15 protein-coding genes and 1 other annotated feature are annotated in these 15,799 nt (G+C 41.5%); of the genes, 14 read left to right on the top strand and 1 reads right to left on the bottom strand.

Translation table 11 applies throughout. From position 1 onward, the window contains the following. Positions 1 to 74: 74 nt before the first annotated feature. The 14 genes from ftsW to HMPREF2655_RS09260 all read left to right on the top strand — a co-directional run bounded on the left by ftsW (position 75) and on the right by HMPREF2655_RS09260 (position 14,962). The gene (ftsW, locus tag HMPREF2655_RS09325; RefSeq protein WP_000703343.1) at positions 75 to 1,298 is read left to right on the top strand and encodes a cell division peptidoglycan polymerase FtsW; all 1,224 of its coding nucleotides are present in this window, start codon (positions 75 to 77) and stop codon (positions 1,296 to 1,298) included. Between the two features lie 23 nt (positions 1,299 to 1,321). Next, positions 1,322 to 4,018, top strand: a complete 2,697-nt coding sequence (gene ppc / locus HMPREF2655_RS09320; RefSeq protein WP_049549992.1) for a phosphoenolpyruvate carboxylase — start codon at positions 1,322 to 1,324, stop codon at positions 4,016 to 4,018. Between the two features lie 96 nt (positions 4,019 to 4,114). After that, positions 4,115 to 4,330: a binding site (T-box leader), on the top strand. A gap of 117 nt (positions 4,331 to 4,447) precedes the next feature. Next, on the top strand, positions 4,448 to 5,443 hold the full coding sequence (trpX, locus tag HMPREF2655_RS09315) for a tryptophan ABC transporter substrate-binding protein (protein ID WP_000792187.1): 996 nt from the start codon (positions 4,448 to 4,450) through the stop codon (positions 5,441 to 5,443). Between the two features lie 65 nt (positions 5,444 to 5,508). Next, a complete protein-coding gene (locus HMPREF2655_RS09310) occupies positions 5,509 to 6,375 on the top strand; it encodes an ABC transporter permease (protein WP_000637255.1) in 867 nt (288 codons plus the stop codon). Further along, positions 6,372 to 7,130 (top strand): ABC transporter ATP-binding protein, encoded by a 759-nt coding sequence (locus HMPREF2655_RS09305; protein ID WP_000125429.1) that lies wholly within the window; start codon positions 6,372 to 6,374, stop codon positions 7,128 to 7,130. Before HMPREF2655_RS09310 ends, HMPREF2655_RS09305 begins: the two co-directional genes overlap by 4 nt. Positions 7,131 to 7,326: 196 nt before the next feature. After that, entirely contained in the window at positions 7,327 to 9,087 is a 1,761-nt protein-coding gene (gene dnaG / locus HMPREF2655_RS09300) for a DNA primase (RefSeq protein WP_049549993.1), read from the top strand. A gap of 2 nt (positions 9,088 to 9,089) precedes the next feature. Next, positions 9,090 to 10,199 carry an RNA polymerase sigma factor RpoD gene (gene rpoD, locus HMPREF2655_RS09295; protein WP_049549994.1) on the top strand — a complete coding sequence of 370 codons (1,110 nt, stop codon included), beginning with the start codon at positions 9,090 to 9,092 and terminating at the stop codon, positions 10,197 to 10,199. A 14-nt stretch (positions 10,200 to 10,213) separates the two neighbouring features. Then, on the top strand, positions 10,214 to 10,543 hold the full coding sequence (locus HMPREF2655_RS09290; RefSeq protein WP_000331930.1) for a metal-sulfur cluster assembly factor: 330 nt from the start codon (positions 10,214 to 10,216) through the stop codon (positions 10,541 to 10,543). A 112-nt stretch (positions 10,544 to 10,655) separates the two neighbouring features. Next, positions 10,656 to 11,699 (top strand): glycosyltransferase family 4 protein, encoded by a 1,044-nt coding sequence (locus HMPREF2655_RS09285; protein ID WP_049549996.1) that lies wholly within the window; start codon positions 10,656 to 10,658, stop codon positions 11,697 to 11,699. Between the two features lie 8 nt (positions 11,700 to 11,707). Then, complete coding sequence (locus HMPREF2655_RS09280; protein WP_049500621.1) at positions 11,708 to 13,033, top strand: glycosyltransferase family 4 protein; 1,326 nt, start codon at positions 11,708 to 11,710, stop codon at positions 13,031 to 13,033. Between the two features lie 20 nt (positions 13,034 to 13,053). Further along, positions 13,054 to 13,242, top strand: a complete 189-nt coding sequence (locus HMPREF2655_RS09275; RefSeq protein ID WP_000735788.1) for a PspC domain-containing protein — start codon at positions 13,054 to 13,056, stop codon at positions 13,240 to 13,242. Between the two features lie 29 nt (positions 13,243 to 13,271). Continuing rightward, positions 13,272 to 13,406, top strand: a complete 135-nt coding sequence (locus HMPREF2655_RS09270) for a DUF4044 domain-containing protein (RefSeq protein ID WP_000863851.1) — start codon at positions 13,272 to 13,274, stop codon at positions 13,404 to 13,406. Between the two features lie 71 nt (positions 13,407 to 13,477). After that, positions 13,478 to 14,788, top strand: a complete 1,311-nt coding sequence (gene obgE / locus HMPREF2655_RS09265) for a GTPase ObgE (protein ID WP_000061637.1) — start codon at positions 13,478 to 13,480, stop codon at positions 14,786 to 14,788. 9 nt (positions 14,789 to 14,797) lie between these two features. Beyond that, entirely contained in the window at positions 14,798 to 14,962 is a 165-nt protein-coding gene (locus HMPREF2655_RS09260; protein ID WP_000502578.1) for a hypothetical protein, read from the top strand. A gap of 35 nt (positions 14,963 to 14,997) precedes the next feature. On the opposite strand, the gene HMPREF2655_RS09255 is transcribed toward HMPREF2655_RS09260, so the two are convergent. After that, positions 14,998 to 15,468: an arginine repressor gene (locus HMPREF2655_RS09255; RefSeq protein WP_001043019.1), complete on the bottom strand. Its 471-nt coding sequence runs from the start codon at positions 15,466 to 15,468 to the stop codon at positions 14,998 to 15,000. Positions 15,469 to 15,799: the final 331 nt, after the last annotated feature.

Raw genomic sequence — 15,799 nt, 5'->3', positions numbered from 1 at the left:
ATAATAGCAATCAAAACTAGAAAATAAAACGGAATTGGGAACAGAAGCGTCTGTTCCTATTAGAGTGGTGAAATATGAAAATTAGTAAAAGGCACCTACTAAACTATTCCATTTTGATTCCTTACTTCCTTTTATCGATTTTGGGGCTGATTGTGGTATACTCGACAACGAGTGCAACCTTGATCGAAGAAGGGAAAAGTGCCTTTCAATTGGTGCGTAACCAGGGGATCTTCTGGATAGCTAGTTTGATTCTGATTGCCTTAATCTATAAATTAAAATTAGGTTTCCTAAGAAACGGACGTCTCATCTTTATCGTAATGATTGTGGAGATGGTTCTTTTAGCTCTGGCGCGACTGGTCGGAACACCTGTCAATGGAGCATACGGATGGATTTCTGTAGGACCTGTAACGATTCAACCTGCTGAGTACCTTAAGATTATCATCATCTGGTACCTGGCACATCGATTTTCAAAACAACAAGATGAGATTGCGGTTTATGACTTCCAGGTTTTGACACAGAATCAGTGGCTACCTCGAGCTTTTAACGACTGGCGTTTTGTTCTGCTAGTTCTGATTGGTAGCTTGGGAATTTTTCCAGACTTGGGAAATGCGACCATCTTGGTCTTGGTGGCGCTCATCATGTATACGGTTAGTGGGATCGCCTATCGTTGGTTCTCGACCATTCTGGCTCTCTTGGCAGGGAGCTCAATGTTAGTCTTGTCTGTCATTCGCTTTGTTGGGGTTGAAAAGTTTTCTCAAATTCCTGTATTTGGTTACGTTGCTAAACGTTTTAGTGCCTTCTTTAATCCCTTTAATGACTTGGCGGGTGCAGGACACCAGCTCGCAAATTCCTACTATGCAATGGTAAATGGAGGCTGGTTCGGACTGGGACTAGGGAATTCTATCGAGAAGCGTGGTTATCTGCCAGAAGCCCATACGGATTTTGTCTTTTCGATTGTCATCGAGGAGTTTGGATTCGTAGGAGCCAGTATGATTTTGGCTTTACTCTTCTTCTTGATTTTGCGAATCATCTTGGTTGGTATTCGAGCAAAGGATCCCTTTAACTCCATGGTTGCTATTGGTGTCGGAGGGATGATCCTTGTTCAGGTCTTTGTCAATATCGGTGGGATTTCAGGATTGATTCCTTCTACAGGGGTAACCTTCCCCTTCCTTTCACAAGGTGGGAACAGTCTCCTGGTATTATCAGTAGCCATCGCGCTTGTACTAAACATTGATGCCAGCGAAAAACGTGCCAAACTTATCAGAGAATACGAGAATCAAACCGATGAAAGTCTGTAAGGATTGAATGGAAAGGAAAGTATATGTCTCTTCAAAAATTAGAAAACTATAGTAATAAAGCAGTTGTCCAAGAAGAAGTCTTGATTCTGACGGAGCTATTAGAAGATATCACAAAAAATATGCTAGCGCCAGAAACCTTTGAAAAGATTATCCAGTTGAAGGAATTATCAACTAGCGAGAATTATCAAGGGCTCAATAACCTAGTGACCAGTCTTTCGAATGAAGAAATGATTTACATTTCACGCTATTTCTCTATCCTTCCACTTTTGATTAATATCTCTGAGGATGTGGATTTGGCCTATGAAATCAATCACCAAAACAATGTGGACCAAGACTATCTAGGAAAACTATCTACAACGATTAAGATGGTAGCTGAAAAAGAAAATGCAGCCGAAATTTTAGAAAAGTTAAATGTCGTTCCTGTCTTGACCGCTCATCCAACGCAAGTACAACGCAAGAGTATGCTGGATTTAACCAACCACATCCATACGCTCTTGCGCAAGTACCGTGATGTCAAACTCGGCTTGATTAATAAAGAAAAATGGCACACAGATCTCCGCCGTTATATTGAAATTATCATGCAAACGGACATGATTCGTGAGAAGAAATTGAAAGTAACCAACGAAATCACCAACGTGATGGAGTATTACCAAAGTTCTTTCCTGAATGCTGTTCCGCGTTTGACAGCTGAGTATAAAAAATTGGCTAAAGAACAAGGTATCGAGCTTGAGCATCCAAAACCGATTACTATGGGGATGTGGATAGGAGGAGACCGTGATGGAAATCCTTTCGTAACAGCGGAAACTCTCAATAAATCAGCCTTGACTCAGTGTGAAGTCATCATGAACTACTATGATGAAAAGATTTATAATCTTTACCGTGAATTTTCACTTTCAACCAGTATCGTGAATGTCAGCGACAAGGTCCGTGAGATGGCGCTGAAGTCACAAGATAACTCGATTTATCGTGAAAAAGAACTCTATCGTCGTGCTCTTTTTGACATCCAAGCTAAGATGCAGGCTACCAAGGCTTATCTCATTGAAGACAAGGATCTTCAGCCAAGATATGCCACTGCAGATGAATTCTATCAAGATTTGTTGGCCATTCGCGATTCTCTCCTTGAGAATAAGGGAGAATACCTGATTTCAGGAGAATTTGTCGAGTTGATGCAAGCTGTCGAAATTTTTGGTTTCTACCTTGCTTCTATTGATATGCGCCAAGACTCTAGTGTTCATGAAGCCTGTGTAGCTGAATTGCTAGCATCTGCTGGTATCAATGATCACTATAGCGATCTATCTGAAGATGAAAAATGCGCACTCCTCTTAAAAGAGTTGGAAGAAGATCCTCGTATCCTCTCAGCGACTCATGCTGAAAAGTCAGAACTGCTTGAAAAAGAACTCTCTATCTTTAAAGCTGCGCGCAAATTGAAGGATAAACTAGGTGAAAATGTCATTCGTCAAACCATCATTTCTCACGCAACCAGTGTATCTGATATGCTAGAGCTAGCCATCATGCTCAAGGAAGTCGGCTTGGTAGATGCCCAAAAAGCCCGCGTTCAGATTGTTCCCCTCTTTGAAACGATCGAAGATTTGGATCACTCAGAAGAAACCATGAGAAGATATTTCTCTCTTCCTTTGGCTAAAAAATGGATTGCTTCAAAAGACAACTACCAAGAAATCATGCTTGGCTACTCTGATAGTAACAAGGATGGTGGTTACCTATCCTCATGTTGGACTCTCTATAAAGCGCAACAACAACTGACTGCTATTGGGGATGAATTTGGCGTTAAGGTTACTTTCTTCCATGGTCGTGGTGGTACTGTGGGTCGTGGTGGTGGACCAACTTATGAAGCTATCACATCTCAACCACTCAAGTCTATCAAGGACCGCATCCGTCTGACTGAGCAAGGAGAAGTCATTGGAAACAAATACGGTAACAAAGACGCTGCCTATTATAACCTTGAAATGCTGGTTTCTGCAGCCATTAACCGTATGATTACCAAGAAGAAGAGTGATACCAATACGTCAAATCGTTACGAAGCTATTATGGACCAAGTAGTAGACCGTAGTTATGATATCTACCGTGATTTGGTCTTTGGAAATGAACATTTCTATGACTATTTCTTTGAATCAAGTCCAATCAAGGCTATTTCAAGCTTCAATATCGGTTCGCGTCCAGCAGCTCGTAAGACCATCACTGAAATCGGCGGTTTGCGTGCTATTCCTTGGGTCTTCTCATGGTCACAAAGCCGTGTCATGTTCCCTGGGTGGTATGGTGTGGGATCAAGCTTTAAAGAGTTTATTGATCAAGATCCAAAGAATATCGAGTTCCTTCGAGACATGTACCAAAACTGGCCTTTCTTCCAATCTTTGCTTTCCAATGTAGACATGGTCTTGTCTAAGTCTAACATGAACATTGCTTTTGAATATGCCAAGCTCTGTGAAGACGAAGAAGTACAAGCTATCTACTACACTATTTTAGATGAATGGCAGTTGACTAAGGACGTTATTTTAGCTATCGAAGGTTATGACGAACTCTTGGCAGAAAACTCTTATCTAAAAGACAGTCTAAACTATCGTATGCCTTACTTTAATATCCTGAACTACATCCAGTTGGAGTTGATCAAACGTCAACGTCGCGGCGAATTGTCAGCAGACGAAGAAAAACTGATCCATACAACTATCAACGGAATTGCAACTGGTTTGCGTAATTCAGGCTGATATTCTACAAACTTCCTCCTTTTTCAAGGGGAAGTTTTTGAATTGTTTAAAAAATTCTAAAAATAAGCTTGACAAGTAGTTGAAAAATGATATAATTTAAACATTCAGAAAGTAATCATGCTCATTTTATAGAGAGTCTGTGGTTGGTGAAAGCAGATAGATGAAATTGATGAAATTGGGCTGAATGTACTTAAGAATTTGAAATCATAAAAATTCGGTGAGCACACCTTACAGTGCAACTCGTTATTGCGAGAAAGAGCGATAGGGATATTCCCTATAATTGAGGTGGCACCGCGCATCGACGTCCTCACACAAGTTTTTTGTGTGAGGACTTTTTCTATTAGGAGGATGATGATGGAATTTAAACGATGGCGTCGCTTGTTTTGTTGAAAAGAGCATTATACAAGTGATTTAAAAGGAGAAAGAAAAATGAAAAATAAACGTTTGATTGGAATTGTCGCTGGATTAGCAGTATTGGTGGTGGCTAGCTTGATTTATTCATCTATGAATAAGCCATCAGCTAAAGAAGAGCAAAAGGTTGCTAAGGTTGGTGTCCTTCAATTTGTTAGTCACCCATCCTTGGACTTGATTTACCAAGGGATTCAAGATGGACTAGCTGAAGAAGGCTATAAGGACGACCAGGTAAAAATCGACTTTATGAACTCTGAAGGTGATCAGAGCAAGGTTGCAACCATGAGTAAACAATTGGTTGCTAATGGAAACGATGTTGTTGTTGGGATCGCGACACCAGCGGCTCAAGGACTCGCTAGTGCTACAAAAGACCTACCAGTTATCATGGCTGCTATTACAGACCCAATCGGTGCTAACTTGGTCAAAGACTTGAAAAAACCAGGAGGCAACATCACAGGGGTATCAGACCACAACCCTGCTGAACAACAAGTAGAGTTGATAAAAACTCTCACACCAAATGTCAAAACAATCGGAGCTCTTTACTCAAGTAGCGAAGATAACTCAAAAACACAGGTAGAAGAATTCAAGGCTTATGCTGAAAAAGCAGGTTTGACAGTCGAAACATTTGCCGTTCCTTCAACAAATGAAATTGCTTCAACAGTCAATGTTATGACAAGCAAGGTCGATGCAATTTGGGTTCCAATTGACAATACCATTGCATCCGCATTCTCAACAGTTGTTTCAAGTAATCAAACAGCTAAAAAGCCAATCTACCCAAGTGCCACGGCCATGGTAGAAGCAGGTGGATTAGCATCTGTAGTAGTTGACCAACACGATCTTGGAGTGGCTACTGGTAAAATGATTGCCAAAGTTTTGAAAGGTGAAAAACCAGCTGATACGCCAGTTAATGTCTTTTCAACTGGTAAGTCAGTGATTAATAAAAAACTAGCGCAGGAACTTGGTATTACCATTCCTGAGTCCGTTCTAAAAGAAGCGGGACAAGTGATTGAATAAAGATAAAGGAGGAGCTGGACACATCTCCTCCCATTTTTACTAAAGAAAGAAATGAGTGAAAGATTATGATAGTATCCATTATTTCTCAGGGAATGGTCTGGGCGATTTTAGGTTTGGGAATCTTTATGACTTTCCGAATTTTGAATTTCCCTGATATGACTACTGAAGGTTCTTTTCCTCTTGGGGGAGCAGTAGCTGTAACCTTGATAACACAGGGAGTCAATCCGTTTTTGGCGACCTTAGCTGCAGTAGGTGCGGGCTGTCTAGCTGGAATGGCGACGGGTCTTTTGTATACTAAAGGAAAAATCCCAACCCTCTTATCAGGGATTCTGGTCATGACTTCTTGTCATTCCATCATGCTCATGATTATGGGACGTGCCAATCTGGGGCTTCTTGGAACCAAACAAATTCAGGATGTCTTGCCTTTTGATTCAGACCTTAACCAACTCCTGACTGGATTAATCTTTGTAGCTCTTGTTATTGGCCTTATGCTCTTTTTCCTTGATACCAAACTAGGTCAAGCCTACATCGCTACAGGTGACAATCCCGATATGGCTCGTAGCTTTGGTATCAATACGGGACGTATGGAACTCATGGGTTTGGTTCTCTCAAATGGGATTATCGCGCTTGCAGGGGCCTTAATTGCTCAACAAGAAGGATACGCGGATGTCTCTCGAGGAATTGGCGTGATTGTCGTAGGGCTTGCTAGCTTGATTATTGGTGAGGTTTTGTTCAAGAGTTTGACCCTGGCAGAGCGACTCATGACCATCGTCGTTGGCTCTATCGCTTATCAGTTCCTCGTTTGGGGAGTTATTGCTCTTGGGTTTAATACAAGTTATCTTCGTTTGTACAGCGCCTTGATTTTGGCAGTTTGCCTTATGATTCCAACCTTCAAAAGCAAATACCTGAAAGGAGTCAAGTTTAGCAAATGACAGCAATTGTAGAATTAAAAAATGCTACCAAAGTCATCACGAATGGCTTTGACGAAGAAAAAATCATTCTGAATGATGTTTCTCTTGAAATTTTCGAACATGATTTCATTACCATCTTAGGGGGAAATGGAGCGGGGAAATCAACGCTTTTTAACACGATTGCAGGTACCTTACCTTTAACAAGTGGAAGTATCCGTATCATGGGGGAGGACGTGACGAATTTTTCACCTGAAAAGCGGGCTAAGTACTTGTCTCGCGTCTTTCAGGATCCTAAGATGGGTACGGCTCCCCGTATGACAGTGGCGGAAAATCTCTTGATTGCCAAGTTTCGTGGTGAGAAGAGAGGACTCCTGCCTAGAAGGCTTTCAAGCCATAGGGAAGAGTTCCAGACTACCATTGAAAAGGTTGGAAATGGTCTTGAAAAACATCTGGACACTCCTATTGAGTTTCTTTCAGGTGGACAACGTCAGGCCTTGAGTCTCTTGATGGCAACTTTGAAACGACCAGAGTTGCTCTTGTTGGATGAACACACAGCAGCCCTTGACCCAAAAACAAGTGTGGCATTGATGGAATTAACAGATGACTTTGTCAGCAAAGATCATCTAACAGCCTTGATGATTACCCACCATATGGAAGATGCACTGAAGTATGGAAACCGTCTGATTGTCATGAAGGAAGGTCGCATCATCCAAGACCTCAATAAAGAAGAAAAAGCTAAGATGAAAATTTCAGACTACTATCAATTATTTGAATAGATGAGTGAAGTAATCATCAAAAAATAGTGAAAATTAACTTAGAAACATGGAAGTGTTTCTGAGTTTTTTATCACCTCTTTCTATCTAGAAAAATAAGGCAAAGAGAATTACGGAAAGCGTATGAAATGGTTTACTTTTTTTCAGAAATAAGCTATACTAGTTTACGTGAAACTATGATAAGATGGAGGTATTGTGTATGGTTGACAAGCAAGTCATTGAAGAAATCAAAAACAATGCCAACATTGTGGAAGTCATAGGTGATGTGATTTCTTTACAAAAGGCTGGACGGAACTATTTAGGGCTCTGTCCTTTTCATGGTGAAAAGACCCCTTCTTTCAACGTTGTGGAAGACAAGCAGTTTTATCACTGTTTTGGCTGTGGTCGTTCAGGAGATGTCTTTAAGTTTATCGAAGAATACCAAGGTGTGTCCTTCATGGAAGCCGTTCAGCTCTTAGGAGAGCGCGTCGGTATTCAACTAGCTACGCCGGTACAGTCTCGTCCCCAACAAACTTCCCCTCATCAAGCTCTATACGATATGCATGAAGAAGCTGCCCGTTTTTACCATGCCATCCTCATGACGACAAAGATGGGAGAAGAAGCAAGGGCTTATCTCTACAAACGCGGATTGACAGATGATGTTCTGAAGCACTTCCAGATTGGACTAGCTCCAGCAGAGAGAACTTATCTCTATCAACGTTTGGCTGACAAGTTTGAGGAAAAGGATTTATTGGATTCGGGCTTGTTTTATCTGTCAGATGGTAATCAATTTTATGATACTTTTTTTGGACGAATCATCTTTCCTTTGACCAATGACAAGGGGCAGGTTATTGCATTTTCAGGTCGTATCTGGCAAGAAACGGATAGTCAGACTGCCAAATATAAAAATAGCCGCTCGACTGCAATTTTTAACAAGAGCTACGAATTGTATCATCTGGACAAGGCAAAAAAGGGAACAGGTAAGATTACAGAGCTCTATCTGATGGAAGGCTTCATGGATGTGATTGCAGCCTACCGTGCTGGTATAGAAAATGCTGTAGCTTCCATGGGAACAGCCTTAAGCAAGGAGCATGTTGATCACCTCAGACGCTTTACCAAAAAAATTGTTCTCAGCTACGATGGCGACAAGGCAGGGCAGACAGCAACAGCCAAGGCTCTAGAGGAGTTAAAAGACTTCTCAGTTGAGGTTGTTCGAGTACCTGATGCCATGGACCCAGATGAGTATTTGCAAAAGAATTCTGCTGAAGACCTGGCTTACCTTTTAACCAAGACTCGGATTAGTCCCATAGAGTTCTATATTCACCAGCTCAAGCCGGAAAATAGTGATAACTTACAGGCGCAAATCGAGTTCATTGAAAAGATTGCCCCCCTAATCGCCAAAGAAAAGTCTATCACTGCCCAGAATTCTTATATCCACATTCTGGCGGATAATCTACCTTCTTTTGATTACCAGCAGGTGGAGCAGATTGTAAATGAAAGTCGCATTGTTCAAAGGCAGGAAAGAGTCAAAGAGGAGCAACCTCCAGCAGCGATTAGTTTACCTGTAACGCGGCAACTGAGAGCAGTCATGAGAGCAGAGGCTCATCTCCTTTATAGGATGGCTGAGAATCCAGTTGTTCTAAATGACTACCGATTAAGAGAAGATTTTTTCTTTGATACCCCAGAATTTCAAATTCTTTACGAATTATTAAGTGCAGAGGGAGAAATCGGATCAGAGGAACTGTCTCATCAGACTCCTGAGGTTGAAAATGCCTGGTACCACGTGCTTAGCTTGGATTTGCCAGCTGAGATGTCGCCTCAAGAGCTAGCGGAAGTCGAAGCGACTCGTAACCGTGCCCTCCTCAGCAAGGACAATTTAAGGATTAAAAAGAAAGTGCAGGAAGCTAGTCATGTAGGAGATACAGACACAGCCTTGGAAGAATTGCAACGATTGATTTCCCAAAAGAGAAGAATGGAGTAATAATGGCAACAAAACAAAAAGAAGTAACCACATTTGATGTGCAAGTAGCAGACTTTATCCGTAACCACAAAAAAACAGGAACAGCAACAGATGACGAAATCAATTCAAGTCTGGTTATTCCGTTTGCCCTTGATGCAGAAGGCATTGAAGACCTTTTGCAACGGATTCAGGATGCTGGAATTTCTATCACAGATAACGAAGGAAATCCAAGCGCGCGTGTTCTTAGTGCAGAAGAAGAACCAGAACTCAGTGATGAGGACTTGATTGGCTCAACTTCTGCCAAGGTTAATGACCCAGTCCGTATGTATTTGAAGGAAATCGGGGTTGTTCCTCTCTTGACTAACGAAGAGGAAAAAGAATTGGCCTTAGCAGTTGAGGCTGGTGATATTGAAGCCAAACAACGTCTTGCAGAAGCCAACCTTCGTTTGGTGGTTTCGATTGCTAAGCGCTACGTAGGGCGTGGCATGCAGTTTCTTGACCTGATCCAAGAAGGAAACATGGGCTTGATGAAGGCTGTTGACAAGTTTGACTATTCAAAAGGATTCAAGTTTTCAACTTACGCAACTTGGTGGATTCGTCAGGCGATTACCCGTGCCATCGCTGACCAAGCCCGTACTATTCGTATCCCTGTCCACATGGTAGAAACCATTAACAAGCTTGTCCGTGAACAGCGGAATCTCCTTCAAGAATTGGGACAAGATCCAACTCCTGAACAAATCGCTGAGCGTATGGATATGACACCTGACAAGGTCCGCGAAATCTTGAAAATTGCTCAAGAACCAGTATCACTTGAAACACCGATTGGTGAAGAGGACGATAGCCATCTTGGGGACTTTATCGAAGACGAAGTAATTGAAAATCCAGTAGACTACACAACTCGAATCGTTTTGCGCGAGCAGTTGGATGAAGTTTTGGATACTCTCACAGACCGTGAAGAAAACGTTCTGCGCCTTCGTTTCGGGCTAGATGATGGGAAAATGCGTACCCTTGAAGATGTTGGTAAAGTCTTTAACGTGACTCGTGAGCGTATCCGTCAGATTGAGGCCAAGGCTTTGAGAAAATTGCGCCAACCAAGTCGCAGCAAACCCCTTCGTGATTTTATTGAAGACTGAGAGTGAGGAATAACATGGCTTATACAGAAGAGCAAATTGAAACGATCAAAACACGCATTTTAAATGCTTTGGAAGAAGTCATCGACCCTGAGTTGGGGATTGATATTGTCAACCTAGGTTTGATTTATGAAATTCGTTTTGATGGTGAAACAGGTCATACTGAAATTGATATGACCTTGACAACTATGGGCTGCCCACTGGCTGACCTTTTGACAGACCAGATACATGATGCGATGACAGATGTGCCTGAGGTAACCAATACCGAAGTTAAATTGGTCTGGTATCCAGCTTGGACAGTTGAAAAAATGAGCCGATACGCGCGTATCGCCCTAGGAATTAAATAAAGACTAAAAAAATGAGAGAGACGATTGGAAAATAGGATAATTTTATCCTTTTTCCAATCGTCTCTTCTTTCTTTTGCTGATTTTCTGGAAATAAAATGGTATAATGAAAGGTATGGAAAACGAAAAATTGCGTATTAATATGCTAAGCTCAAGTGAAAAAGTAGCTGGTCAAGGAGTGTCAGGAGCATATCGAGAATTGGTTAGTCTCCTTCACCGCGATGCTAAAGACCAGTTGATTGTTACAGAGAATCTTCCTGTAGAGGCAGATGTAACTCATTTTCACACCATTGATTTCCCTTATTATTTATCTACTTTCCAAAAGAAACGCTCTGGGAGAAAAATTGGCTATGTGCATTTTTTGCCTGATACGCTTGAGGGGAGTTTAAAGATTCCATTTTTCCTAAAAGGAATTGTCAAACGCTATGTTTTTTCCTTTTACAACCGAATGGAACACTTGGTGGTGGTCAATCCCATGTTTATCGAGGATTTAGTGGCTGCTGGTATTCCGCGTGAAAAAGTAACTTATATTCCAAATTTTGTAAACAAAGATAAATGGCATGCATTACCAGCTGAGCAAGTTGCACAACTCCGGAAGGAAATGGATCTCGCGGAAGATCAGTTTGTCGTAATCGGTGCGGGTCAGGTTCAGAAACGTAAAGGGATTGATGACTTTATCCGTCTTGCTGAGGAATTGCCAGAAATTACCTTTATCTGGGCAGGTGGTTTTTCATTTGGTGGGATGACAGATGGTTATGAACGCTACAAGAAGATAATGGACAATCCACCTGAAAATCTTATTTTTCCTGGAATTGTGTCACCCGAACGGATGCGGGAACTTTATGCTATGGCGGATCTGTTCTTGCTACCAAGTTATAATGAATTATTCCCTATGACCATCTTAGAGGCCGCTAGTTGCGAGGCTCCGATTATGTTAAGAGATTTGGATCTATATAAGGTTATTCTTGATGGGAATTATCGTGCTACAAGTGATGTTTCCGAGATGAGAGAAGCAATCCTAGAATACAAGAATGATTCTGAAGCCTTAAAAGACTTGAAAGAAAAAGCTTGCGAGATCTCCAAAGAGTACTCTGAGGAGCATTTGTTGGAAATCTGGTTAAAATTTTATCGAGAACAGGCTGCTTTGGGCAAAAAGTGAGGTAATTTATGCGAATTGGTTTATTTACAGATACCTATTTCCCTCAGGTTTCCGGGGTCGCGACTAGTATTCGGACTTTGAAAACTGAGCTTGAAAAGCAGGGGCATGCAGTTTTTATCTTTACAACAACAGATAAAGATGTGAACCGCTACGAGGATTGGCAAATTATTCGCATTCCGAGTGTCCCTTTCTTTGCGTTTAAGGATCGACGATTTGCCTACCGAGGTTTTACAAAGGCGCTTGAAATTGCCAAGCAGTATCAACTCGATATTATTCATACCCAGACAGAATTTTCTCTTGGTTTGTTAGGAATTTGGATTGCGAGAGAATTGAAAATTCCAGTTATTCATACCTACCATACCCAGTATGAAGACTATGTGCATTACATTGCTAAGGGCATGCTAATTCGTCCGAGTATGGTAAAATATTTGGTGCGTGGCTTCCTTCATGATGTAGATGGCGTGATTTGCCCTAGTGAGATTGTTCGTGACCTTTTATCTAAATACAAAGTCAAGGTTGAAAAGCGTGTCATCCCAACTGGAATTGAGCTGGCTAAGTTTGAACGACCTGAGATCAAAGAGGAAAACTTACTAGAGCTTCGTTCGAAGTTAGGTATTCAGGAAGGCGAGAAAATGCTGCTGAGCCTTTCTCGTATCTCCTTTGAGAAGAATATCCAAGCAGTCTTAGTCGCCTTTGCACAGGTTTTGAAAGAAGAAGAAAAGGTGAAGTTGGTTGTTGCTGGAGACGGACCTTATCTGGACAGTCTGAAAGAACAAGCAGGGAAATTAAACATACAAAAACATGTGATTTTTACAGGTATGATTGCTCCCAGTGAGACAGCCTTGTACTATAAAGCAGCTGATTTCTTTATTTCAGCATCTACGAGTGAAACTCAGGGTTTAACCTATCTAGAAAGTCTAGCCAGTGGAACGCCTGTTATTGCTCATGGCAACCCCTATCTTGAAAATCTGATCAATGATAAAATGTTTGGGACCCTCTACTATGGAGAACGAGAGCTTGCAGGAGCTATACTTGAAGCATTGATTGCTACTCCTGATATGTCTGAACAAAATTTGGCGGATAAGTTGTACGAGATTTCGGCTGAAAATTTTGGGAAACGAGTTCATGAGTTTTACCTTGATGCCATTATCTCAAATAACTTTGAACATGAGCTACATGATGGACAGCCTGTCACTCAGCGCTTTTTAAAAACGATTCTCTATCTACCTCAACAGGCTGTTACAAGCCCAGTAAAAGAATCCAAGCGTATTTTAAGAGCGTCTCGAAAACAATTGTCTAGCATCAGAGATTATTGGAGAGACGAATTCAAATAATAGAATAAGAGGAAGAAAAAATGAAAAAATTAATGAGAAGCGGAAAAGATCAAAAAATTGGTGGAGTATGCGCAGGAGTTGCTCATTATTTTGATATTGATCCAACAATTGTTCGTGTCATTTGGGCTGTTCTTGCATTTTGTTATGGGACAGGAGTCCTTGCTTATATCATTTTATGGTTGATTGCACCAGTTTCATCAGAGTATTAAATTAGAATTATATAGAAAAAGGAGAAGTTATGGCTTTTGGAGATAACGGAAAACGCAAAAAAACATTGTTTGAAAAGGTGACGCTTGTTGTCGTGCTCATCATGTTGTTTGTAACCCTTGCTGGTATCTTTGCAACTGCGCTTGGAGCTTTCAGTAGATTCTAAGCAAGCTATGAGGATAGAAACAATAACTAATGACTGGGTTCTCCCCAGCCTTTTTAAAGTGAGAAGAAAATATGAGTATGTTTTTAGATACAGCCAAGATTAAGGTCAAGGCTGGTAATGGTGGCGATGGCATGGTTGCCTTTCGCCGTGAAAAATATGTCCCTAATGGCGGTCCTTGGGGTGGTGATGGTGGACGTGGAGGTAACGTTGTTTTCGTGGTAGACGAAGGCTTACGTACCTTGATGGATTTCCGCTATAACCGTCATTTCAAGGCTGATTCCGGTGAAAAAGGAATGACCAAAGGAATGCACGGACGTGGTGCAGAAGATCTACGTGTTCGCGTGCCACAGGGGACTACTGTACGTGATGCGGAAACAGGTAAAGTCATCACAGACTTGATTGAACATGGTCAAGAATTTATCGTGGCTCATGGTGGTCGAGGTGGTCGTGGAAATATCCGTTTTGCCACTCCAAAAAATCCTGCACCTGAAATCTCTGAGAATGGAGAACCAGGACAAGAACGTGAGTTGCAACTGGAATTGAAAATCTTAGCAGATGTTGGTCTAGTCGGTTTCCCATCTGTCGGAAAGTCAACTTTGCTTAGTGTCATCACTTCAGCTAAACCTAAGATCGGTGCTTACCACTTTACGACGATTGTCCCTAATTTAGGTATGGTTCGTACGCAGTCAGGTGAATCTTTTGCAGTAGCAGATCTTCCAGGTTTGATTGAAGGTGCTAGTCAAGGTGTTGGTCTTGGAACCCAGTTTCTTCGTCATATCGAACGCACTCGAGTTATTCTCCATGTCATCGATATGTCAGCTAGCGAAGGACGTGATCCTTATGAGGACTACCTTGCTATCAATAAGGAATTGGAATCCTATAACCTTCGTCTCATGGAACGTCCACAGATTATCGTGGCCAACAAGATGGATATGCCTGAAAGTCAGGAAAATCTGAAAACTTTCAAGGAAAAGTTGGCAGCAAACTACGACGAGTTTGAGGAACTCCCAGCCATCTTCCCAATTTCTGGTCTGACCAAGCAAGGCTTGGCTACACTTTTGGACGCGACAGCCGAGTTGTTAGACAAGACTCCAGAATTCCCGATTTATGATGAATCCGATATGGAAGAAGAGGCTTACTATGGCTTTGACGAGGAAGAAAAAGCCTTTGAGATTAGTCGTGATGATGATGCGACATGGGTACTTTCTGGTGAAAAACTAATGAAACTCTTTAACATGACCAACTTTGACCGTGACGAATCGGTCATGAAGTTTGCCCGTCAGCTTCGTGGTATGGGGGTTGACGAAGCCCTTCGTGCACGTGGCGCCAAAGATGGCGACTTGGTCCGCATCGGTAAATTTGAGTTTGAATTTGTAGACTAGGAGATTGATATGGGAGATAAACCGATATCATTCCGAGATGCAGATGGCAATTTTGTTTCTGCAGCAGATGTGTGGAATGAAAAGAAACTAGAAGAATTGTTTAATCGTCTCAATCCTAAACGTGCTCTTCGATTGGCGCGTACAAAGAAAGAAGAAACACAGTCAAAGAAATAAAAAATTCCCGTGATCTTTTAATCACGGGATTTGTTTTATTCACTAAAGAAAAATGGCGGCGCATATTTTTTAAGACTCTCAAAACAAGCCTGCGCTTTTGCAGCATCTTCACAGATAATCATGCAGACATCGTCTCCACAAAGGGTTGCAACGACATCTGGAAAAGCCAAGGAATCAATTACAGATCCAAATGATTGGGCTAAACCGGGTAAAGTTTTCAAAATAACTTGGTGTTGCACCGGACGCAACATAACAAGAGCATCTTCCATATAATTTTCAAGACGTTTTTCCCATTTGGAGATAGAGCCTGTATTTAGCACATAGTAAGAATTATCCTCTTCGCGCACTTTTGAAAGGTTCATAGTTTTGATATCGCGTGATAAGGTAGCCTGAGTAACTTGGATATCATTTTCCGCTAATAAGGCTTGTAATTCAGCTTGCGTATGGATTTTGTTTTTTGAAACGAGGGCGCGGATAAGTTGGTGTCTGTGTTCTGATTTGTTCATAAAGTAAGTACTCCTTTTAAAAGGTACAGTAAGCGTGGACTGAACGAAAACGTCAGTCGGGTGGTAGGCGGTATTGTCACGTATGATGATTTTAAAGTCAGTAGGATAAAGAACTAGATGGAGAGATTCTCCTTCTTTTAACTTTTCACTAGTTGGGTGCAGATAAACTGGGTAGCGATTCGTTCATCACCATTGATGTTCTTTAATGACAGTGTATCATCCAATAAGCGTAGCATTTTGTCACGGCGTTTTGTGAATTCACTCTAAATGTTAATTCACAGTGATTTCCAACATGTGGTCTAGTAGCGTGTATGATAAATGGTTACACATG

The organism is Streptococcus sp. HMSC066F01, assembly GCF_001837335.1.
Taxonomy (GTDB): Bacteria; Bacillota; Bacilli; order Lactobacillales; family Streptococcaceae; genus Streptococcus; species Streptococcus oralis_S.
The sequence above is the reverse complement of the archived record's forward strand: the minus strand, read 5'-3'. Positions and strand labels throughout refer to the sequence as shown.